General features: G+C 48.1%; 19 protein-coding genes and 2 pseudogenes. 18 read left to right on the top strand and 3 right to left on the bottom strand.

The genetic code is table 11. The annotated features are described in order from the left end of the window. The first annotated feature begins 189 nt into the window (after positions 1–189). Positions 190–1,209, top strand: a complete 1,020-nt coding sequence (gene holA / locus E6W40_RS17265; protein ID WP_136606585.1) for a DNA polymerase III subunit delta — start codon at positions 190–192, stop codon at positions 1,207–1,209. Positions 1,210–1,297: 88 nt separating this feature from the next. Here the strand turns inward: holA and E6W40_RS17260 are convergent, their stop codons facing one another. Then, on the bottom strand, positions 1,298–2,179 hold the full coding sequence (locus tag E6W40_RS17260; protein WP_136606584.1) for a metallophosphoesterase: 882 nt from the start codon (positions 2,177–2,179) through the stop codon (positions 1,298–1,300). 87 nt (positions 2,180–2,266) lie between these two features. Between E6W40_RS17260 and E6W40_RS30520 the strand changes: the two are divergent. The 3 genes and pseudogenes from E6W40_RS30520 to E6W40_RS17250 form a co-directional block, all read left to right on the top strand. Continuing rightward, positions 2,267–2,612, top strand: a pseudogene (locus tag E6W40_RS30520) (response regulator transcription factor); the annotation flags it as partial. Positions 2,613–2,689: 77 nt separating this feature from the next. Further along, a pseudogene (locus E6W40_RS30515) lies at positions 2,690–2,914 on the top strand (winged helix-turn-helix domain-containing protein); the annotation flags it as partial. Then, positions 2,907–4,298 carry a HAMP domain-containing sensor histidine kinase gene (locus E6W40_RS17250; RefSeq protein WP_168928957.1) on the top strand — a complete coding sequence of 464 codons (1,392 nt, stop codon included), beginning with the start codon at positions 2,907–2,909 and terminating at the stop codon, positions 4,296–4,298. The pseudogene E6W40_RS30515 and the gene E6W40_RS17250, both read left to right, overlap by 8 nt. Before the next feature lie 97 nt (positions 4,299–4,395). On the opposite strand, the gene E6W40_RS17245 is transcribed toward E6W40_RS17250, so the two are convergent. Both E6W40_RS17245 and rpsT read right to left on the bottom strand, forming a co-directional pair. Continuing rightward, a complete protein-coding gene (locus tag E6W40_RS17245) occupies positions 4,396–5,610 on the bottom strand; it encodes an MFS transporter (protein ID WP_136606581.1) in 1,215 nt (404 codons plus the stop codon). A gap of 116 nt (positions 5,611–5,726) precedes the next feature. Next, positions 5,727–5,999 (bottom strand): 30S ribosomal protein S20, encoded by a 273-nt coding sequence (rpsT, locus tag E6W40_RS17240; protein ID WP_136606580.1) that lies wholly within the window; start codon positions 5,997–5,999, stop codon positions 5,727–5,729. 161 nt (positions 6,000–6,160) lie between these two features. Between rpsT and gpr the strand changes: the two genes are divergently transcribed. The 14 genes from gpr (at position 6,161) to dnaJ (ending at position 23,340) form a co-directional block, all read left to right on the top strand. Then, entirely contained in the window at positions 6,161–7,162 is a 1,002-nt protein-coding gene (gpr, locus tag E6W40_RS17235; protein ID WP_136606579.1) for a GPR endopeptidase, read from the top strand. Positions 7,163–7,532: 370 nt separating this feature from the next. Then, entirely contained in the window at positions 7,533–8,861 is a 1,329-nt protein-coding gene (locus tag E6W40_RS17230) for a stage II sporulation protein P (RefSeq protein WP_136606578.1), read from the top strand. A gap of 33 nt (positions 8,862–8,894) precedes the next feature. Continuing rightward, entirely contained in the window at positions 8,895–9,284 is a 390-nt protein-coding gene (locus tag E6W40_RS17225; RefSeq protein WP_136606577.1) for a hypothetical protein, read from the top strand. A gap of 83 nt (positions 9,285–9,367) precedes the next feature. Beyond that, positions 9,368–11,185 (top strand): translation elongation factor 4, encoded by a 1,818-nt coding sequence (gene lepA, locus E6W40_RS17220; protein WP_136606576.1) that lies wholly within the window; start codon positions 9,368–9,370, stop codon positions 11,183–11,185. A gap of 245 nt (positions 11,186–11,430) precedes the next feature. After that, positions 11,431–12,600, top strand: a complete 1,170-nt coding sequence (gene hemW / locus E6W40_RS17215) for a radical SAM family heme chaperone HemW (RefSeq protein WP_136607052.1) — start codon at positions 11,431–11,433, stop codon at positions 12,598–12,600. A gap of 127 nt (positions 12,601–12,727) precedes the next feature. Further along, positions 12,728–13,195 (top strand): N-acetyltransferase, encoded by a 468-nt coding sequence (locus E6W40_RS17210; RefSeq protein ID WP_136606575.1) that lies wholly within the window; start codon positions 12,728–12,730, stop codon positions 13,193–13,195. A 230-nt stretch (positions 13,196–13,425) separates the two neighbouring features. Then, positions 13,426–14,412 carry an NAD-dependent epimerase/dehydratase family protein gene (locus E6W40_RS17205; RefSeq protein ID WP_211147018.1) on the top strand — a complete coding sequence of 329 codons (987 nt, stop codon included), beginning with the start codon at positions 13,426–13,428 and terminating at the stop codon, positions 14,410–14,412. 193 nt (positions 14,413–14,605) lie between these two features. Then, positions 14,606–15,124, top strand: a complete 519-nt coding sequence (locus E6W40_RS17200; RefSeq protein ID WP_136606574.1) for an RNA polymerase sigma factor — start codon at positions 14,606–14,608, stop codon at positions 15,122–15,124. Beyond that, positions 15,108–16,763, top strand: a complete 1,656-nt coding sequence (locus tag E6W40_RS17195; RefSeq protein WP_136606573.1) for a DUF4179 domain-containing protein — start codon at positions 15,108–15,110, stop codon at positions 16,761–16,763. The genes E6W40_RS17200 and E6W40_RS17195 overlap by 17 nt, the downstream gene beginning before the upstream one ends. 173 nt (positions 16,764–16,936) lie before the next feature. Next, entirely contained in the window at positions 16,937–17,971 is a 1,035-nt protein-coding gene (hrcA, locus tag E6W40_RS17190; RefSeq protein WP_136606572.1) for a heat-inducible transcriptional repressor HrcA, read from the top strand. 15 nt (positions 17,972–17,986) lie between these two features. Beyond that, positions 17,987–19,537, top strand: coding sequence for a TCP-1/cpn60 chaperonin family protein (locus E6W40_RS17185; RefSeq protein WP_136606571.1), 1,551 nt, complete (start codon positions 17,987–17,989; stop codon positions 19,535–19,537). Between the two features lie 63 nt (positions 19,538–19,600). After that, the gene (grpE, locus tag E6W40_RS17180) at positions 19,601–20,200 is read left to right on the top strand and encodes a nucleotide exchange factor GrpE (RefSeq protein WP_136606570.1); all 600 of its coding nucleotides are present in this window, start codon (positions 19,601–19,603) and stop codon (positions 20,198–20,200) included. Between the two features lie 58 nt (positions 20,201–20,258). Continuing rightward, the gene (gene dnaK / locus E6W40_RS17175) at positions 20,259–22,106 is read left to right on the top strand and encodes a molecular chaperone DnaK (protein ID WP_136606569.1); all 1,848 of its coding nucleotides are present in this window, start codon (positions 20,259–20,261) and stop codon (positions 22,104–22,106) included. Between the two features lie 112 nt (positions 22,107–22,218). Then, complete coding sequence (dnaJ, locus tag E6W40_RS17170) at positions 22,219–23,340, top strand: molecular chaperone DnaJ (RefSeq protein WP_136606568.1); 1,122 nt, start codon at positions 22,219–22,221, stop codon at positions 23,338–23,340. Positions 23,341–23,365: the final 25 nt, after the last annotated feature.

The raw sequence follows: 23,365 nt of genomic DNA, 5'->3' as shown, positions 1-23,365 counted from the left end.
GTCGTATGACCGCGGGCTGCAAAGTTTCTAGAGCTTTGCTTAGCCGGTGTTTATCATAGATGTGCTGGGAGCAAAGGGACCTTTCCGTGAGGGAGGGTCTCTTTGCTGTTTTACCCTGGGCAGATTTTTGATAATATATTAAGGCAGGCCAATAATGATAAGGCTACATAGATGAAAGGGGGCCTACGTGTGGACGTCAAAGCTGCAACAAAGGCCATCAAGCAGGGAGAGATCTCACCGGTCTATTTGCTATACGGTACGGAAAAGTACCAAATGAACGAATTTGTTTCTTTTCTCGTGGAGCAAACGATTTCCCAGGAAGAGCATGATTTTGCTCTGGTCCATTATGATCTTTCGGATACGCCTCTCCAGGCGGTCATTGAAGAAGCAGAAATGGTGCCCTTCATGGTGCCGCGGAAGCTGATTCTTGTGCAGGATGCCTCTGTATTCACAGCAGGCAAGGACAATGCGAAGGTGGAGCATCGTGTGGAAGCGCTCCTTGAATATATGAAAAATCCGGCTGAATACAGTGTATTGGTATTTATGGTCAACCAGGAGAAGCTGGATGAGCGGAAAAAAGTTGTTAAAGAGATTAAAAGCAGGGGCACGCTGCTTACCTTTATGCCTTTAGGCAGCGAGGATCTTTTAAAATGGGTAGGCAAAAAGATGAAAGAACGCGAGTGTACGATGGAAGATGGGGCAGCTGAAATGGTGATCCGCAATGCCGGTACCCAGCTGCAGACCTTATCCGCCGAGATCGACAAGTTGTGCCTCTATGCCGGCAAGGGCGGCGTGATCAGCGTACATATCGTGGAACAGCTGATTGCTCGGACAACGGAACAAAATGTGTTTGCACTTGTGGAGGATATTGCGAATTTAAGAGTGGACCGCGCACTCGGAATTTTCTATGAGCTGCTCAAGCAAAAGGAAGAACCAATCAAAATTGCTGCATTAATTGCCCGGCAGTTCCGCATTATTTTACAGGTCAAGGACCTTGGAGGGCAAAGCTATTCCCAACAGCAGATTGCTTCGCAGTTGGGTCTCCACCCCTATGCTGTCAAGATCGCAGGAGAGCAGGCTAGAAAATTCCAGGCGTCACAATTGAAACAGATTCTGAGCAGGCTTGGAACGCTCGACTTCCAAATGAAAACGGGAGCTGTCGACAAGGTACTGGGACTGGAGCTGTTTCTGTTAAGGCTCGCGGCATAGATGTATTAAATAGGGTGCTGAACGGATCGTAGTCAATTAGAAAACTACGATGTGCGTCAGGCCTTTTTTAATGCACTTCAATCTTTCGTCAATGGGTTGCAGGCTGCTGCAGTGTGAGGAGGGTCAACTCCGGAATACTATCAAAGCGGAAGGGAAGGCGCGTTGTGCCAATCCCACGGTTTACATATAGATACGAGGGTTTATGGCTTTGGCGATAAAAAGTATATAACCCTTCGGTATACTTACGCGCAAGAGGCGGAGTATACAGAGAGCCGTATCCAGGCAGTTGAACCTGACCCCCATGACTGTGACCGGATAGCTGAAGATCCACCGGGTAAGAGCCCAGCCGGTCAGCAACATCGGGCTCATGCACAAGCAGCAGGTCAAAACTATCCGGATCTACCTGCTTAAATGTACGCTTGAGATCGGGTGAGCCGAGTAAAAAATCGTCGAGACCAGCGATATTCAGCTTGCTGCGGCCGACCATCAAATCTTTATTCTCGTTCACGAGCACTTTGAAACCACTGTCCGACATGAGGCGGAGGTATTGATGTTTGCCGCCTCCACCCTGATCATGATTGCCGTACACAGCATATTTTCCAAGCGTGGCTTTGATTTGTTTTAATATAGGTGCGACCTTGCCTGAATCGCGATATTGTGAAAAGTTATCGATCAGATCTCCTGTAAACACGACGAGATCCGGTTTTAAGCTGTTGATTCGTGTTACAAGCTTTCTAAGTTTGTCCAAGGAATAGAATTTACCCAGGTGGAGATCACTAATTAGAATGATGCGCATACCGATGAGATCCGCAGTTACGGACGGGGTGATGATATTCACCTTCTCGATACGGAGTAGATTTGGTTCGATTTGTCTTGCATAATAGTAGATAGATCCGGCTGTCAAGAGAAAAATAGCGGCGAACAGAATGAACAGTTTGAAGCTGGCAGGCTTTTTGTGTTTGGGTTTCATAGGAATCCTCCCTTTCGACTTCAACTATACCGGGACTACGTTACATGAATGTGACAGGCGGCGGAGTCCTACGAAAAGGAGAATACCATGCGGATTTTAATTGCTGATGATGAACAGGATATGCTGCGGATTTTAACGGCATATTTTCAAAAGGAAGGCTATGAAGTATTTACGGCAGGGAATGGCGAGGAGGCACTTGCGGTCTTTTACCGTGAAAAAATCGATCTTGCGATTCTGGATTGGATGATGCCGAAGCTGAGCGGGCTTGAGGTGTGTCGGGAAATCAAAGCGCGATCGGATAAAAAGGTACTGATCCTGACGGCGAAAAGTGAAGAAGAGGATGAGCTTAAGGCACTCCGGATCGGCGCGGATGAATTCATACGCAAGCCGTTTCACCCGAAAATTCTTGTTCTCCGGGCCAAAAAGCTGCTGGGTGACGAGAAAGAACAGCGCTATAAAACGATAAGAATTGATATGGTAGGCAGCAAAATTCATAAAGATGGTACCGATCTGCAGGTGACAAAAACAGAATTTGAGCTGATGTGCTGTTTTATCCGGCATAAAGGTCATATTTTAACAAGACATCAACTGCTGGATCTGGTGTGGGGTCTTGATTATTTCGGTGATGAACGGACGGTGGACACCCATGTCCGCAGACTCCGGGAGAAGGTTGGAGGAGACCTTATTAAAACACATCGGGGACTTGGTTATAGTGTTGAGGCTAGTGATGAATAAGCTGGGCCGCAAGCTGTTTCTGAGCATCTCCGTTGCCATTTTGTTTATTTTTGTTGTCTTTGTGCTGATGGCGAACTTTTTTCTGCCTAAATATTATATATACAAGACCAAAGAGAAGCTGGGAGAAGCGATAAATTTGATCGCAGAGCTTCCGGCTGCACGGTTGGCGGACTCGATTCCGCTGCTTGAGCAGCAATACCATGTTACGATCGTATATGATTCTTTGCAGAAGCGGGGAGACGACCTGAACAATTCTTTGCTGCAGCAGCTGGCCAAAAAGACGGTAACGTTAAACAAATTCTGGATCACGGATGAGTCCTGGCAAAAGGTTAAGGAAGGCAGCCGCGTAAATAAAATTTATGATCAGGGAAAGCTTAAATCCAGTTTCTACGCTAGCTTCATCCGAAAGGATCAAAACATCGTCCTGATTGGACTCTCCATGGCTTATATCAGCGACACGATTCAGATGATCAACGAGTTTATTTTGGTTCTTGCTTTCATTTCGGTGCTGATTATCGTGTTCGTCGTCTGGCTGCTCTCATACCGTATGACCAAGCCCCTGAAAGAGCTGGGTGAGGTGGCCAAAGATATATCAGAGCTGCATTTCAGAAAAGCCCGGACAAAGACCAGAGATGAGATCGGAGAACTGGCGGAGAGCATCAATACCATGAGTGACAAGCTGAGTGAGGCACATGCCGATTTATCCAGAAAGAATTTAAGTCTAAAGCGGTTTATGTCCGATATCACCCATGAGCTTAAGACGCCGGTTTCGCTCATCCAGGCTTATGCTGAAGGGATTCAGGACGGGTTGGACGATGGAAGTTATGCTGCTACGATATTGCGTCAGAACGAGAGTATGGCTCGGCTGATTGATGAGCTATTGGATTTTGCGAAAATTGAGAGGGGGATGCTTGAGCTCAGCGCACTCCCAATCAAGGATTTGTTCAGCGACTGTTTGGAGAAATTTCAAATTGAACTGGAATTCAGACAGATCGAGCTTGTCGTGGAAGATCACCTGCCGGGAAACCCGATGATTGAAGCCGATGTGGATAAAATCAGGATGGTATTTCATAACCTCTTAAGCAATGCGGTAAAATATTCAGCGGATCATCGTATATATGTATCTTTCGGGGAACAGGGCTCGGATATTGTTTTCCATATGAGCAATGTCTTTCAGGGAGAAATATCCGATGTATCCCAGTTGTGGGAGCCCTTTTATGTGCTGGAAAGCTCACGTTATAAGGAAAAGTCGGGAACCGGCCTTGGACTCGCGATTGTGAAAACGATTTTGGAGCAGCATGAATACCGCTATCAAGCGGAGGTGGATGGTCAAACGATTCACTTCTATATATTTTTTAATAAAAAAAGCCCTCGTCCTGCATGAGCGAATGAGGGCTTTTGCTTTCGGAGACACCCTCCTTAAGTCACATCGCAATGTGTCATTGAGACGGCAATGTGACAAGGAGGGAGGGAATTTCACTTTAATGATTTATCGTAGCAGAGGATGATTGCGTATCAGGTTCACGGGTAAACCGCTGCGACCAGAAGGCGAGGCCCATCGTAAGCAGCAGCAGAATGCCTGTAAGTAAAAAAACAGCATGGATACTGAATACGCCGCTGATCGCGCCGCCTGCGAGCGGGCCAAGCATGCCTCCGAGCTGGTTGGAGGTCTGGCTGAGACTGAATGCCCTGCCGCGGAAATCGCTGGATGTCACGCGGACAATCAGGCCGTTGAGGGCCGGGAAGACTGCGCAGAAGAAACATCCGTATAGAAATCGTACGATTGAAAATCCCCAAATGTTGTGGAAAGGGATTTGCAGCAATGAACCAACGCCCCCGGCGAACAGACCGATGAGCAGAATTTTCTGAAAACCGATTTTATCGGCGAGCTTACCCCAGCGCGGAGCGAAGATAATGCTGGCGATACCGACCAGTGAGAAAATCACCCCGGCCAGGATGGATGCGTCGGACGCCGAATGTCCGAACTCTACGATATACAATGGAAGAACGGGCTCGATTGTCATGACAGAGAACTGTGTAAACATGGTCAGTACCAGCACAACGACAAGCAATTTATTATGCAGTGCAAGCTTGACGGTATTAAACACGGATACGCGGTCTTTGCCGGGCACGAATTTTTCTTCTTTTACGTAAAATATCACGAGCATGGTGGCCAGAAAACAGAGCACGCCCGCGCTGGCAAAGGCCAGACGGTTATCAAAAATCTTCGAGAGGATCCCGCCGAGAAGCGGTCCCATAATGCTGCCGGTTGCTGTAGCCGTTGACATGGTGGATAGCGCATACCCAACCTTATGCTCCGGCGTATTGGTGCCCACGATCGCAATGGCTCCTGGGATAAAGCCTGAAAGCAGACCCTGTAAAATCCGCAGAATGAGCAGCTGTACCGGGCTGGTTACGAAGGAAGTCAGCAGATAAATCACGCATAAAACAAATCCGGCACGGATAATCATGGCTTTGCGTCCATATTTGTCACCGACGGAACCCCAGAAAGGAGAGGATAACGCGCCTGCCAGAAACGCACTGCTGAACAATATGCCGGACCACATTTCAACGTTCTCAGTCACGCCAATTTGAATTAAGAAGATTGGGAGAAAAGGAATAACCATGGAGAAGCTTGAAGATACGATAAAAGAACCAAACCATAATACCCATAAGTTTTTCTTCCAGATTTCCATTGCTCGTCAACTCCTGTCTTGGTTATGTAGGCAAGCAGTATAGTCTGAATCAAAAAGTCCTGATCAGCTTTTCAGCTGTTCAGGACTCTTCATTTTCATCGTATGGATAGCGCATCTTATGCTTGTGCATTCAGAGCGTTAAGTTTTTTCGCCAAGCGGGATTTCTTGCGGCTCGCTGCATTTTTGTGTACGAGGCCTTTACTTACAGCCTTGTCAAGCTTTTGGGATGCGGCTTGAACTGCAGATTTCGCAGCTTCAACTTCAGTATTTGCCAGCGCAGTATCAGCGGCTTTAACAGCTGTACGGAGCGCGGATTTTTGGGAAGCATTAAGCGCACGGCGTTTGTCGTTCGTTTTTACGCGTTTTACGGCGGATTTAATGTTTGGCATTGCATTCACCTCCTGTAAGGCATTCGAATAGCTCGAAATGATTCACAACTTAAAATAGTTTAGCATGGGGTACCATAAAAAGCAATACTTAAAAGGCTTTGCATAATCAGAGTCTTCCTCCCGCACACTATAACAAAAAGGCAAGAGAGGATGGTTTTGAGATGGAGTTGGATTTACAGCAGTATTCTGTACGTACGGATTTGGCGGTGGATGCCAGGGAAATGGCTGCAATACAGTATCCAGGGTCGATACCGGGCGTGGATGAAGAGGTTTCCGATAAGGACGGAATTAAAATAACCCGTTTGAATGTACTGAATGATGAGGGATCACAAGCGATTGGGCGTATAAAAGGACATTATGTAACTCTGGAGGTGCCGGGGCTCCGAAATGGGGATACCGGGCTGCAGGAACGCGTGACAGAGGCTTTCGCGAGAGAGTTTGAGGATTTCCTGACCCTGATCGGCATTCAGAAAAAAAACACGGTTCTCATTGTCGGCCTGGGCAACTGGAATGTGACGCCGGATTCACTGGGACCGCTGGTGGTGGAGAATGTCCTGGTGACCCGTCAGTATTTTGAGCTGATGCCGGATCAAGTTGCCCCAGGCTACCGCCAGATCAGTGCGATAGCTCCGGGTGTACTCGGAATTACGGGTATAGAATCGAGTGAAATCGTGCAAGGAATAGTAGAACGGACGAAACCGGATTTGATTATTGCGATTGATGCACTGGCATCGCGTTCACTGGAACGGGTGAATACAACCATTCAAATTGCGGATATTGGTATCCATCCCGGTTCCGGCATTGGAAACAAACGTCGGGGACTGACCCAAGAGGTGCTTGGAGTACCATGTATTGCCATCGGGGTGCCGACCGTCTGTTACGCATCGACCATAGTGAACAATGTAATGGAAATGATGAAAAAACACTTTGGCCAGGAAACCAATCAGACACGGGAAATTATGGGGCTGCTCGATGGCATATCCGAGAACGAAAGGCTGGCGCTCGTTAAAGAGGTCCTTGAACCGCTAGGCCATGATCTCATCGTAACACCCAAAGAAATTGATGAATTCATTGAGGATATCGCCAATATTGTGGCAAGCGGTCTGAACGCTTCACTGCATGACGCAGTGGATTCGGGCAATTCCGGAGCGTATACTCATTAGCGGATTTCCCAAGAAACGATGAATCTATAAAACTCTTCAAGAAGCCCTGCGAATCTAGCGTGGCTTCTTTTTTTGCCAAACATCCTATTCAGTGCCTGAGGAAGAAGCGGAGGTGACGGAATCAATCTGAAGAAGCGGCAGTGGTCGTCTTTGCCTCCGAATTTTTCCCCATAGAAGAAATATAATTCAAGAAATTTGGAGTCAACAGCGATCGGAAAATCGATCCGTAACCGCAGCGCTCTCCCCGCACTAAGTCACTATTAAGTTCGGTGATCTACTCTTTTTTTCATGCAAACATATCATTTTTGGTTCTAGTGAAACTCTTTTACTCATAGTTTTGAAGTATAAGAGAGTTCAGGAGGACAACACAATGAAGAGGAATGGGTTTCAACTTTGGAATATCGGCAAATGGAGAACCAAGATGCTGCACATGCTGTCCATGGGCCGAACATTTTTGCTGCTGACGTTAGGGTCGCTGATATTTTTCGTACTGCTGGGTCTGGGCGGAATGGCGGAGCATAGAATGAATTCCTCTACCGTTTCATCCATGAAGGGATTCGCAGGCTCGCTATCGAGCCGGTTCTTTATGGACATGTTGGGCATGGAGCTTCCGCATCTGGATAAAGAAAAAGGAGGCTCTACCTTCTCGGGTGAAAAAATGACCACATTCGTGTTTCAAATGCTTACGAGCGTAAATCCGCGGGATCCCAAGAGCCTGCTTGCCAAGGAAATGCCGGGAATGGGATCAAATGATCCGGTGCTGCTACGAAGCGCTGCCGGTAATCAGAACCTCGATCCGCCAGAAGATTTTCATCTCCCGCCGGAAACGGATGATAAGAGTGATAAGCCAGCAGATACAGATCAACCTAAAGCGCCAGACAAGACACCGGTTAAGACTCCAGTGAAGGAACCTGAACCTGGCGGTAAAAAAGAGCCTGGAAATCCGGGAACGGCCACGGAAGGTACAAAGGAACAGACAAAGACACCGACGCCTCCGGCAACTGCAACCGGCAAAAAAGTGGTTATGATCTATCATTCTCATCCAAGAGAAGCCTATAATCCGCTGCTGAGCAAAACCAGCTCGAATCCAAGCTCCAAGTCGCCTTCGCAAAATGTCATGCTGGTGGGCGAATACATGGCTCAAAAGCTTGAAAAGCTCGGTGTGGGCACGGTTCATTCAGAGAAAGACTATTCGACGACAGTCAGTGAATATAACTATAACTTTTCATATAAATATTCCCGCCAGACGGTGAAAGAGGCCCTTGCCCAGAACAATGGTTTGGAATACCTGATTGATATCCACCGTGATTCGCAGCGACATGCGAAGACAACGACAGTGATTAATGGAGCCAGCTACGCACAGGTATTCTTCATCATCGGTCATGAGAATAAAAACTGGCGCAAAAATGAAGCCTTTGCGAGCTCGATCCATGAGCAGCTGGAAAAATCGTATCCTGGAATATCACGGGGGATTTGGGGGAAGACTTCGGCACAAGGAAACGGAGAATATAACCAATCTCTATCTGATAACAGCATCTTAATTGAAGTTGGCGGAATTGACAGCACGAATGAAGAATTGAAGCGGACAGCAGAGCTGCTGGGCCAAATTATTGCCGATTTGTATTACAAGGATCAGAAGGCGGAGAAAGCAAGTGCAGAGAAATCGGTATCCGCAACGAAGGCGGATGCCAAGAGTTAATCCAAACGGAATGGAACAAGGGAGGAACCGGTAATGTCGAAATGGACCAAGCGGATATGGATGGTAATCATCTGGGTCGGAGTTGGCGCGCTGATCGGAATGCAGCTTGCCGGTTCCGGCAGCTCGAAGGCAGACTCCGATAAAAAAATAGCGTACGCGGATCAACAAACAGCGCAAGCGGCCAATATTGCCCAAGCCCAGGTTCCTCGTAAAAGCTCGAATCACTTCAAGGTGGAGAAAGAGCAGCCGGAGCAGGTGGAGGTTCAGGACTGGAGTTCTCAGTCACCGGAGCAGATTCTGTCGACGAACACGAGCAAGCCGACGGTAGACGTGCTGGCGGACAAGACGGCCGGACTGCTGCAGGACCTCTCCCAGAAGGGAATCCGGCTGGTTGTCTCCCTGTTCGATTCCATAACGGATTAATCCTTTGCCTGTGGGATTGCCCGCCTTTATCTCAACTGCTATAATGAATTGATTGACACATCAGGCTGTTTTGGGGGTAGGGCATGACAGACGTACAAGCAAGGCAAAAAAATATTCGAAATTTCTGTATCATTGCACATATAGACCACGGTAAATCAACGCTTGCCGACCGGATCTTGGAGTATACGGGTGCTTTAACATCCCGCGAAATGCAGGAACAGGTACTGGATCAGATGGATTTGGAACGCGAACGCGGCATCACCATCAAGCTGCAGGCCGTGCATCTTACATACAAGGCGGATGACGGTCAGGAGTATCTACTCAATCTGATCGATACACCTGGGCATGTCGACTTTACCTATGAGGTGTCGCGGAGCCTAGCAGCATGTGAAGGCGCACTTCTGGTCGTGGATGCTGCGCAGGGTATTGAAGCACAGACGCTGGCAAACGTGTATTTGGCACTGGATAACAATCTGGAGATTATTCCGGTTCTCAACAAAATAGACCTGCCGAGCGCTGATCCGGAACGCGTGAAGCAGGAAATTGAAGATGTTATCGGCCTGGATGCAAGTGAAGCAGTACATGCTTCGGCGAAAGCGGGCATCGGTATCAAGGAAATACTCGAGCAGATCGTGAAACAGGTTCCGGCTCCAACAGGAGAATCGGAGGAACCGCTGAAAGCTCTCATTTTCGACTCGCACTATGATCCATACAAAGGTGTTATAGTGTATGTCCGTGTCTTAAACGGAAGCATTAAAACAGGTTCGAAAATTAAAATGATGGCGACAGGCAAAACGTTTGAGGTCATTGAAGTCGGTGCCTTTAAACCTCGGATGACCATCGTGGACGAGCTGTTGGTTGGCGATGTCGGATTTATCGTCGCCGGCATCAAGCATGTCGGGGATACCCGTGTCGGCGATACCGTGACCGATGCGAAGAACCCGACTGCCGAGCCGCTGCCGGGCTACCGGAAGATTAATCCGATGGTATACTGCGGCTTGTATCCGATTGAAACTTCGGAATATAACGATCTTCGTGAAGCACTCGAGAAGCTTCAGCTGAATGATGCATCACTGAGCTTTGAACCGGAAACTTCCAGTGCGCTGGGCTTTGGCTTCCGCTGCGGATTCCTCGGACTCCTTCACATGGAAATTATCCAGGAGCGTATCGAACGGGAATTCAATATTCCATTGATCACGACCGCACCAAGCGTTATTTACCGCGTGTCCCTGACCAATGGCGATACCATTCAGATCGATAACCCATCCAACTATCCGGAGGTCGGCAAAATCGAAGCTGTAGAAGAACCGTATGTCAAAGCAGGTATCATCGTTCCCAATGACTATGTAGGTACAGTCATGGAGCTATGCCAGAATAAGCGCGGCGAATTCGTGAATATGGAATACATGGACACAACCCGCGTAACGATAACGTATGAAATCCCGCTATCAGAAATCGTGTATGATTTCTTCGACCAGCTGAAATCCGGAACAAAGGGCTATGCCTCTTTTGACTATGAAATCTCAGGTTACCGCAAATCCAATCTGGTCAAGATGGATATCCTGCTGAACAACGAGCAGGTGGATGCGCTGTCGTTCATCGTGCATCGTGATCGTGCATACCATCGTGGACGCATTATTTGCGAAAAGCTGCGCGAAATCATTCCACGCCAAATGTTCGAGGTGCCGATTCAGGCATCGGTTGGAACAAAGGTCGTTGCGCGTGAAACCGTTAAGGCGATGCGTAAAAACGTGCTTGCAAAGTGTTACGGCGGCGATATCTCGCGTAAGCGGAAGCTGCTTGAGAAGCAGAAGGAAGGCAAGAAGCGCATGAAGCAGGTCGGAAGCGTAGAAGTGCCGCAGGAAGCCTTTATGGCCGTTCTCAAAATCGACGACAATTAGGATGTTACTTTCACGGGAGAGCCGCTGGCGGCTTTCCCTTAAATATTCGGGGTTCCCGCAAAGTACCTGAATAATCTCCAAATGGAATAGCCCCACTTTGTGGGGTTATTTTTAGATGACAACAAGAAATCCGAAGTCTACATGCATTTCGTCTTCGGTAAGTATATTTCGATAGCTATTTTCGTATACGATAAGGAGGGAATTGGACAATGACAATCATTAAGCCGCATGCTGCGGAAGCCGTAATGTCCCAGGGGAATCGGAAACCGCAAGCGGTCTATCTTCACATTCCCTTTTGCACCAACAAGTGTTTTTATTGCGATTTCAACTCCTATGTGCTGAAGAATCAGCCGGTAATGGAATATTTGAAAGGCCTTGAGCGTGAAATGGAACGGACGGTTAAGGAGGTTCCACCTGGCGAAATCAAGACCATTTTCGTAGGTGGCGGAACCCCGACCGTTCTGAAGCCAGATGAAATGGAATACTTTTTGAAGACGGTCCGCACCTATTTCCCGGATTGGTCCGACTCGATTGAGTTTTCCATGGAGGCCAACCCGGGTACTACCGATTTGGAAAAGCTGTCCGTGATGCGCGAAGGTGGTGTGAACCGCGTCAGCTTCGGCGTACAATCCTTCCAGAATGAGCTGCTCAAAGGCATCGGAAGAATTCATGATACGGATGATGTATATCAGAGCCTGGAAAACGCGCGTAAAGCCGGCTTCGAAAATATGTCGATCGATTTGATGTTCGGCCTGCCGAACCAGACGGTGGAAATGCTGGCGGAGAGCGTGGATAAGGCACTGGCGCTGGATTTGCCTCATTACTCCATATACAGTCTGAAGGTAGAGGAGAATACACTTTTCCATACGATGTTTAAAAAGAATCAGCTGCCGCTTCCTAATGAGGATGACGAGCTGCAAATGTATTTGCTCCTGATGGATCGCATGAAAAAAGCGGGCTACGAGCAATATGAGATCAGCAACTTTGCCAAGCCCGGCTATCACAGCCGTCACAACATGGCTTATTGGTTGAATGAAGACTATTACGGACTCGGTGCCGGAGCTCACGGGTATGTAGGCCATCAGCGCCACATGAATATCAAGGGCGTCAATCCGTATACAGAAGCCACGAAAGAAGGGCTGCCGCGGATGGAGAGCTTTACCGTTCCGAAAGAGGAAGCGATGGAGGACTTCATGATGGTTGGTCTGCGCGTGATGAGCGGGGTTTCAAAAAGTCATTTTGAAGAGCAATTTGGCCTTACCATCGAGGAGGTTTTCGCTGAACCGCTGGGTAAAATGCTGGATGCCGGACTGATGGAAAAAACGGGCACAGGCTATCGGCTCAGTGAGCAAGGGCTTCTGTTTGGAAATGATGTATTTGGCACATTTATCGGGTCTCTGACCATTAAAGAATAACTTGAACTTCTATGCGTGATGTTGTATATTTATTCATATTAAAAAAACAGCACGTATAGAGGATGCGCAATTGACTACAGGCATGAGCCTGTTTTGCATCATCCTTGAACTTAGGAGGAGAAGTAAGATGCCGGCTGTAGTCACATGTAGAATTGCGGTAGCGGAGGATGTTGAGCCGCTCTTTCATATGATTGATGGATACGCACAGAAGGGGATCATGCTGCCTCGGTCCCGGAAGGTACTTGAGAAGCAGTTGGATCAATTCGTCGTTGCGGAAATGGACGGCACAGTCATAGGCTGCGGCTCGCTCTGCCGCTTGGGCAGTGATCTGGTAGAAATTCGTTCCCTTGGTATTATGGATGGACATAAAGGGCTTGGCATCGGCTCCATGCTGGTGAACAAGCTGACAGAGGAAGCAATACGCCAGGGCATTCCCAAAATTATGGCTTTAACGTATGAAGTATCTTTTTTTGTGAAAAACGGCTTTTCTGTGGTGGAGAAGGAAATCTTCCCGGAAAAAGTATGGACCGATTGCGTCAACTGCAGCAAGCAGTCCTGCTGTGATGAAATTGCCGTGCTTAAGATGCTGGACTAACGTAAAGCTGAATCATTATAAAAATGGACCACTTACCACTCAAGTCATGTTCAAATGACCGTTGGGAAGTGGTTTTTTGTTGTTATAATACTATGAGAAAAAATTCACATAATAATCACTACTCCATGATTCATGGATGGAAATAAGTGTTATTCTAAAATTAAGAAATACAATATTTCACATCTCAAAAAAAAGCAACGTCTTTCTTATAATAAAAGGAGATGAACATCATGAAAGATGTATTTGTACTAGGTGGAACCGGATTCCTGGGTTACTATACCGTGAAAGAGTTATTAAAACGAGGTTATGGCGTATCGACAATCTCGCTTCCTCCTATGCCTGCAGACGGTTTGCTTCCTCCGGAAGTTGATTGCCAGCTGGGTGATATTAATGCAATGAGTGATGAAGAGGTCTTCCATCTTTTAAAAGGTAAATATGCATTTGTCTACGCTGCCGGTGCGGATGAACGCATCGTTCCCGACGCACCGGCAATGAAATTTTTCTATGAAGCGAACGTACTGCCTACACAGCGTTTAGCCCGAATTGCCAGAATAGCCGGTGTCAAAAAGTTCGTGCTGTTCGGCTCGTATTTTGCTCACTTCACAGAAGTCTGGACGGATTTGAATCTTAAGGAACATAATGCGTATCCTCGCACCCGTCTGCTGCAGGAAGAAGTGGCTTATATGGAAGGTGAAGGCGGGATGGATGTCATGACTTTGCGTCTGCCGTATATCTTTGGGGTTATGCCAGGTCGTATGCCGCTATGGACCATGTTTGTAGATCGTGTGAAAGACCAGGAAATCGTACCGGTATTAAATGGAGGAACTGCCATGGTTACGGTCGAACAGGTCGCTGAGGCTGCCGTTGGTGCGATTGAGTACGGCCAGCATCGAACAGGTTATGCAATAAGCGGAATAAATATGAAGCATAGTGAGTTTCATCAGATTATTGCAGATTTGCTTGGACAAAAAGAAACGAAGGTGGTCGTCATGCCGATTGAGCAAATGAAACCTGCAATGGAGAAGATGGATGCCGAAGCATGGGCTCATGGCAAAGAACACGGAATACACATAGGTGATACGGCCGAGACGCAGAACCGTGATGCTTATCTGGATCCGCAGGATACGATGCCGGTTTTACGCTATAAAGAGTATGATGTGAAGGCGGCTATGATTGAAACGCTTGAAAAATGTATTCATGCGGTAAGTACCAAATAACTGCTTGAATCCGATTATTTTTATAGACCACTTTTTAATCAAGTCATGTAATATGACTGATGAGAAGTGGTCTTTTTTTATTTTAATAATGAATTGAGCTGAAGGGGTCTGCTTCATTATCCATAAAAAATGAACGATTATCCGAAGTTATCGGTCAAATAGACAAGACATCCAAAAGGGAGGTGTAATCGGAGTGAATGACCGCGAGCTTTTTGAGACGTATAAGGAACAAGTTTATCATCTGTGCTTTTACATGATGCAAAACCGTTCAGACGCCGAGGATATTTGCCAGGAAGTGTTCGTCAAAGCCTTGCTTGCTGACAGGTCGCAAGTACGTGAACTCAAACCATGGCTGCTCAGAATCGCTTCAAATGAGTGCAGCAGTGTTCTCAGAAGACGTAAAAACGGCTGGGCCAAGGAACTGAGTGCCTATCTGCTGACCCGACCGCGCATATCCAATCCGGTTGAAGAGAGTGTAGATCAGCGCGAAATCAAAATGGAGTTTTATCAAGTGTATGGCAGACTGCCAGATAAGATCCGCATAGTTGTTACCCTGCGTTATGTAAATGAAATGACAATACCGGAAATTGCGAATGTTCTCAATATTCCGGAAGGAACGGTTAAATCGAGATTAAACCGGGGGATCAAGCTGCTGCAGCAAATGAAGGTATTTCAAACAAAGGAGATGATTGGAAATGAGTCGCTTCTATAAAAATGGGCTTCAGGGAAATGATCAGGATCCCCCCCGCCCGAATTATGATCAGATGTGGACTGACATTGAACGAGAAGCAGCGATGCGCAGAACAGGCTCTCTGCAAGTGATTCCAACTCCAAAATCCAGAAAGAAATTCATACCTGCTGCCATCGTCTTTTCGTGTTTTATGGTCGTTGCCGTTCCTGTGTTTGCGGGGGTTACGCTGAATTGGGATAGTCTTTACGGTGGCCGGAGTGTAACTAATGCACTGAATAATGGAGTTGGCCAACGTTATAATCTCGATGTAAGCAGCAAGGATATTACAATGAGCTTGAAAGGTGTAGTCACGGACGGGGAAAGAATGAAGTTTCTGATCTCGATAGATTCCGATATGAAACCGGGCGATTATGATGCTGTGGAACTGGAACATATGGTGATCAAGGACGAAGCAGGCAAGGAAGAACCGGTCAATGGGTACCTGAATTACGATGAATCCAGTGGAAAGCTTCTCGGGATATATGAAACCAAAGACTATCTGCAGAAAGGCAAAAAAACATACACACTGGAAGCAGGCAGTCTTGTTTATTACAAAGACAAGGACATTGCCCTGAATCAGATACCAAAAGCAGGAGAAACCGTCTCTACCGGTGAAGCGCGATACCCTTCCATCCGCATAAAGTCGGTCACGGAGTCCAAAAGCAGTTTAGCCGTACGGTATAACGTATCAGCAGCCGATTCGAATGACCATGGACATGGAGATCCGCATATAATTGTAAAGACGGGAAGCGGAAGCAGTCGGGGCATGCTGACCCAGCTTCCACCGGAAGATAAGAACGTACTTATTGAGCAGGTATTCAGTAATTTGACCGCCGAAGCATGGGGGAATGCAGAGCTGCATTTCAGTTATATGAAAGAAGCGAAGCGGATTGCGGGTACGTGGTCTTTCAATTTTAAAGCGGATGGCAAAAAAGCGAGCGAAGCGGTTTATTCGCAGCCGCTGCAATCCAGCGATGAATTTAAGCAAAAGGCGGGTATGTCGCTGAATCAGTTGACAGTCACGCCACTGGAGATTATTGCCGGTATTCAGGATGACATGCCGATGAAGGATCATGACAAAAATGGTGATGTCATGTATAAAGACATACGGCTGCTGGTTGGCGATCGGGAGATCACAGGCTCCTACACGATAAAAGGAGATGACCCGAAAAAGTATCAGCATGTGTTCGCTTTTGAATCACCGGAGTGGTACAAGGATTGGTCCAAGGTACCGATGAAGATGATTTTGAAAGATGCGGTTGTCACTAAAAGGGATACTTCCGCAAACTGGCTTATTCTGAACAAACCTGCTGCGAAGAAGCAGACAGCTGAGATGAAGCTGGAGTCATTCGCGGTTCATTTCAATTACTATATGGATGGGAATGATCTAGTCGTCGAATCGGAGTCTGATTCGAAGGAATTTAAAGGCATCAGCCAATCCATGCTCCGCGTGGACGGTCAAGACCTCTATCCGGAATATACGCCGAGGGGACCAAGCGCACAGAGCAAAAATATCGAAAGATACCCGAACTTTAAGATGAATCAAACGCTGGAGATCAATCCTGGATTCTACAGTTATTATGATTCGAGCCGGGACACCGAGATTACCTTGATTAAATAGAAAATCGCTGTTTCCAGTGGTGAATTAATTTCACAGTCCATTATTGACCCATGATACCGAACTGACTTGACAATGCTCATGTCAGTTTGGTATTTTTGTATTAGCGGTTAGCACTCATCTAAGTCGAGTGCTAACGATTGGCGATAATCAACAACCAGGGGGGAGGGGAAGACATGCTTACCGAACGCCAAAGATTGATACTGAATGCCATTGTTGACGATTATATCCGCTCTGCGGAACCTGTCGGCTCACGCAGCATATCGAAACGGGGAGATGTCGGATACAGTCCTGCGACGATACGCAATGAGATGGCTGACCTGGAGGATCTGGGTTTTTTGGAACAGCCCCATACATCGGCCGGACGCATCCCTTCTCATAAAGGTTACCGATATTACGTGGACCATCTTGAACCGATCTATCAGGGGCTCCCGACGGAGCTGCGATCTCTGCGCAACTATTTCGCGGAGAAGCTGAACGCATCGGAACAGGTCATCCAGCATGCCGCCATGATTCTTTCCCATATTACGAACTACACTTCCATCCTGCTTGGGCCGGAAGTTTTTCATACGTCTCTTCGCCATTTTCAGCTGCTGTCGCTCAACGAAACGACTGCGGTAGCCATTATCGTGACCAGCACTGGACAGGTTGAGAGCAAAACGGTATCTGTACCGCCTGGCGTTTCTGTTTCAGAAATGGAGAAAGTGGTAAATCTGCTTAACAGTAAGCTGGTCAATGTTCCGCTCTACAAGCTCAAAACCAGGCTTTACCGTGAGCTTGGTCAGGAAATGGAGCGTCACTTAACCAATTTTGAAGAAATGATAGGCATCTTGGACAATATATTTGTGGATACGGATACCGATCAGCGCGTGTATTTGAGCGGTGCAACGAATATGTTGACCCAGCCCGAATTCAAAGATGTAGAGAAGGTCAAGGACATCCTTGACCTCCTCGAAGAAACGCCTACACTCATGAAAATGATGGCTGCCACGCAGGGCTCTGCAGGGATTCAAGTGCGGATTGGTACCGAAAATGACCATGAGGCCTTTGCCAACTGCAGCTTGATAACAGCAACCTATTCATTGGATGGCGAGGCGCTGGGAACGATCGGCATTCTAGGTCCTACGCGGATGGAATATGCCAGGGTGATGAGTCTGCTTGGCATTCTGTCGAAGGACCTGACGACGATGCTATCAAAGCTTTATAAATAAGGAGGCTTGAGGCGGATGAGTCAAGGTCAGCAGCCGGTACGCGAAGGCGAGGAACGGTACGCGGCACTGCTCAACAACAGTAATGCCGTCCGGGCCATTACCTCGGCGGTTGAAGGCACCCTGGGTCCTAAAGGGCTTGATGTCATGCTGGTGGGTGACCGGGGTGAAGTGATTATTACGAACGACGGGGTCACTATTCTGGATAAAATGGATGTCAGTCATCCAGCGGCAAGGCTGCTAATTCAGGTAGCACGCTCCCAGCAGAAGAAGGTAGGGGATGGAACAACCACAGCTACCGTTCTGGCGGGCGCACTTGTCCAGGAAGGGGTATCCCAGATCGTCAGAGGCGTGCCTGCTTCCAAAGTGGTTGCAGGCATGCAGCAGGGAGTCAAGATGGCTGCCGAATCCCTGCAAGCCCGAGCAAGAGAGATCGAGGATCTGGAAGATCCCTTGCTGGCCAAAGCCGTATACGTGGCTGGCAGGGAACGGGAAGATATCGTGGCTCTTGTGATGGAAGCTGCTTCGATAATCGGAATACGCAAGCTGAAGGATCCTTCCTACTTACTGGCTGATGCCGTGACCTCGCATGAAAAGGGCAGCAATGAGGTGTTTGAGGGTCTTCTGCTGAGACAGCTGCCATTGTATCCACATGATACGCCAGTTCTTGAAGATACACGGATTCTTATCCTGCATGATGCGCTTGAGCCTGAAAGCCTGGATGAGGAAGTGTTGACGACTGAAGCCGGTTTTGCCCGATATATGGAACTGCGTGAGCGGTTTACCCGCGATTTGCATGTGTTGGCTGATCTCGGTATAGGTTTAATTTTGCTGGAAAAAGGGATTCATCCGGATGCAGAACAGTTCTGTATGGATCATGGAATCATGGTCATTCCACGAGTAAGCCGGAATGACCTGGCGCGCGTCAGCTCAATGACCGGTGCCGTTCCGCTGCGGCGGACGGCGTTACATAAAGAGCGGGAGTCACTTGGAAGACTGCTCGGTTTTTCTCCTTGGGCATGCTATGATGAGACATTAGAGCGTGTCCGCATCAGGAGCGGCGGACAAAAGAAGGAGCCTTTTGTGACGCTCATTGTTGGTGCCAGCACCGCTGAAGTGGTAGGTGAATCAGCCCGGATCGCGGCTGACGCAGCTTCTGCACTTCAGGCAGCTATTGCAGGAGGTATCCTCCCCGGCGGTGGCACCGCTGAGCTTGCCGTTTCCTATGAGCTGGAGCGGCAGCGTGAAGCTGTGAAAGGGATGGAGGCATTTGGCATTGCAGCTGTCGCTGCAGCCCTTCGTAAACCGATGTCCCAAATCCTGCTGAACGCTGGCTACAATCCGCTTGAGAAGATGGAAGAGGCACGTGCCGCGCAGCTAACAGAGAATTGTGACGGCATGGGAGTGGACTGCGATTCCGGACTTGTGATTCACTACGAGGAGAAGGGCATTGTAGATCCCGCTTTGGTCAAAATTCACGGCCTGCAGACGGCTGGTGAGGTTGCTGCGGCAGTACTGCGCATTCATAATGTTATTAAGATGAGAAGCGCACACGGGTATGAGGAATGACATGAAATGAAGCGAAAGTTTGGCACAAAAAGATATAGAGCATATTAAGGAGGTGAAGACATCTTGAAAGAAAACCAAAACTATCAAGAGCATGAAAACGAATTGAATGAAACCAACGAGGAACCTTCGGTGGAAAATGAAAACACAGCTGCTCAAGCAGATGCTTCTTCTACAGAAGAGGGAAATGTGGAGGTATTGGATACTGCACATCTTCAAAATGAGGTTGAGCGCCTGCAGACGCTGGCCGATGATTACCAGCAGCGCGCACTGCGGACCCAAGCGGATTTCGACAACTTCCGTAAACGGACCCAGAAGGAGAAAGAAGACTTTGCAAAATATGCATCGTCCAAGCTGATTACGGAGCTGCTCCCTATTATTGATAATTTCGGGCGGGCTATTACCGCAGCAGGTGACATTGCAGACAGTGATTCCTTCGCGAAAGGCGTTGGCATGATCTTCCGTCAACTAGAAGGCGTTCTGAAAGCCGAGGGTCTGGAGCCGATGGAAACGGTTGGACAGCCGTTTAATCCAGAATTCCATCAAGCGATCATGCAGGTGGAAAGCGATGAGTATGAAGAAGGCATCGTTGTTGAGGAAGTGCAAAAAGGCTACATTCTCAAAGACAGAGTGTTACGCCCGGCAATGGTTAAAGTCAGCATGTAATTTCATGGCTGTTTAAATATATGAAAACATTCATTTATTCTGAAGGAGGAAATATCTTATGAGTAAAGTTATCGGTATTGACCTTGGAACCACCAACTCCTGCGTAGCCGTAATGGAAGGCGGCGAAGCCGTTGTTATCCCTAACCCGGAAGGCGCACGTACAACCCCTTCGGTTGTAGGTTTTAAAAAGGACGGCGAGCGTATCGTCGGTGAAACAGCAAAACGTCAGGCAATTACAAACCCAGACCGTACCATTCATTCCATTAAACGCCACATGGGTACGAACCATAAAGAAACAATTGAAGGAAAAGATTACACTCCACAGGAAATTTCAGCTATGATTCTGCAAAAGCTGAAATCCGATGCAGAAGCATACCTCGGACAAACGGTTACTCAAGCAGTAATCACCGTTCCTGCTTATTTCAATGACAGCCAGCGTCAAGCGACCAAAGACGCAGGTAAAATCGCTGGTCTTGAAGTCCTTCGTATCGTCAACGAGCCAACTGCAGCAGCACTTGCTTACGGTCTGGAAAAATCCGAAGACCAAACAATCCTGGTATATGACCTGGGCGGCGGTACTTTCGACGTATCGATTCTTGAACTGGGCGACGGCTTCTTCGAAGTAAAAGCGACAAGTGGTGACAACCACCTGGGCGGCGACGATTTCGACCAAGTTATCATTGATTACCTCGTGAATGAATTCAAGAAGGAACAAGGCATTGATCTCAGCAAGGACAAAGCCGCTGTACAACGCTTGAAGGACGCAGCTGAAAAAGCGAAGAAAGAGCTTTCCGGCGTCTTGACAACAACAATCTCCCTGCCATTTATCACTGTGGTAGACGGAGTGCCTCAGCATTTGGAGGTTAACCTGACCCGTGCTAAATTCGAGGAAATTTCTGCTGATCTGGTTGAGCGTACACTCGGACCAACTCGCCAAGCGCTGAGCGATGCAGGCATGACTCCTAACGATATCCATAGAATTGTACTGGTCGGTGGATCTACTCGTATTCCTGCTGTACAGGAAGCGATCAAGAAGCTGACAGGCAAAGATCCTCATAAAGGCGTTAACCCGGATGAAGTGGTTGCCCTTGGTGCAGCGGTTCAAGCCGGCGTACTGACAGGTGATGTTAAAGACGTGGTTCTGCTGGACGTAACTCCGCTGTCCCTTGGTATCGAAACTGCAGGCGGCGTGTTCACAAAAATGATCGAGCGCAATACGACGATCCCAACCAGCAAATCGCAAGTCTTCTCGACCTATGCTGACAACCAGCCAAGCGTTGAGATTCATGTATTGCAAGGTGAGCGTCAAATGGCAGCAGGCAATAAAACGCTCGGACGCTTCATGCTGGGAGACATTCCTCCAGCACCACGCGGCGTACCGCAAATTGAAGTTACCTTTGATATTGATGCCAACGGTATCGTAAACGTATCTGCTACGGACAAAGGTACCAACAAAACGCAAAAAATCACGATTACTTCTTCCAGCGGCCTCAGCGATGATGAAGTTGAACGCATGATGAAGGATGCCGAGGCTCACGCCGAGGAAGACCGCAATCGTAAAGATCTGGTTGAAGCGAAAAACAACGCCGACCAACTCGTGTACTCCACAGAAAAAACCATCAAAGACCTTGGCGACAAGGCCGATGCGGGCGAAGTGGAAAAAGCGAATGCAGCGAAAGATAAAGTGAAAGCTGCGCTCGAAACCGACGATCTGGAGCAAATTCAAAAGGCAACCGAGGAATTGACTGAAATCGTGCAGCAGCTGTCTGTTAAGCTGTATGAGCAAGCGGCTCAGGCTCAGCAAGGTGCGGAAGGCGCTCAAGGCGGCCAGGAAGGCGCGCCCAAAAAAGACAACGTAGTTGATGCTGACTATGAGGTTGTTGACGAGGACAAGAATCAAGGTTAACCTATAGAAAGTTATGTTCAGGAAGGGAAGGTCAAAGCCGGGGCATCCCGCTGCTTTGGCTTTCCTTTTTCCATGAGCGGCATATTCTAAAGGAAACAACGGGGGTGGAAGAGTGGCTGATAAGCGTGATTACTATGAGGTACTGGGCGTAGGCAAAGACGCTTCCGATGAAGATATTAAAAAGTCGTACCGCAAGCTTGCACGGCAGTATCATCCGGACGTCAACAAAGCGGCTGACGCGGAAACCAAGTTTAAAGAAGTTAAGGAAGCTTATGATGTGCTCAGCGACGACCAGAAGCGCTCCACTTATGACCAATACGGTCATATTGATCCGAACCAGGGTATGGGCGGAGGATTCCAGGGTGGTGACTTCGGCGGCTTTGGCGATATATTTGATATGTTTTTTGGAGGTGGCGGCGGACGCCGCGATCCAAATGCACCGCAGCGGGGGAATGACCTGCAGTATACGATGACGATCGAATTTAAAGAGGCTGTCTTCGGAAAAGAATCGGATATTACGATTCCTCGTACCGAAAACTGTGACACTTGTCATGGCTCAGGCGCTAAACCGGGCACGAAGCCGCAAACATGTTCCGTATGTAACGGTTCAGGCCAGCAGGAAGTGGTTCAAAATACGCCGTTTGGCCGTATGGTGAACCGTCGCAGCTGCTCGAACTGTAACGGAACTGGCCAGATCATCAAGGACAAATGTCCAACTTGCCACGGCAACGGCAAGGTGAAGAAGCAGCGCAAAATTCATGTCAAAATTCCTGCGGGTGTCGATGACGGAGCTCAGCTCCGCATGACCGGTGAGGGTGAAGGCGGCCTGCGCGGTGGTCCTTCGGGTGATTTGTATATCGTGATCCGCGTGAAATCCCATGATTTCTTTGAGCGTGAAGGCGATGATATTTACTGCGAAATTCCGTTGACCTTCGCACAAGCGGCCCTCGGGGATGAAATTGAAATCCCTACGCTTACCGAAAAAGTGAAGCTCAAAATTCCTGCGGGTACCCAGACTGGAACCTATTTCCGTCTGAAGGGCAAAGGCGTTCCTCGCCTGCGCGGTATCGGACAGGGGGATCAGCATGTGAAGGTCGTTATCGTGACGCCAAGCAAGCTGAGCGATGAGCAAAAAGACCTGCTGCGTCAGTTTGCCTCGATGGATGGAGAGCAGACGCATGAGCATGAGCAATCCTTTTTTGACCGGATGAAGCGTGCTTTCCGCGGAGACTGATTAAGCAAAAAATAGATTGTGGTTT

The organism is Paenibacillus dokdonensis, from assembly GCF_004916975.1.
Taxonomy (GTDB): domain Bacteria; phylum Bacillota; class Bacilli; order Paenibacillales; family Paenibacillaceae; genus Paenibacillus_AQ; species Paenibacillus_AQ dokdonensis.
This window is presented reverse-complemented; position numbering and strand designations above follow the sequence as displayed.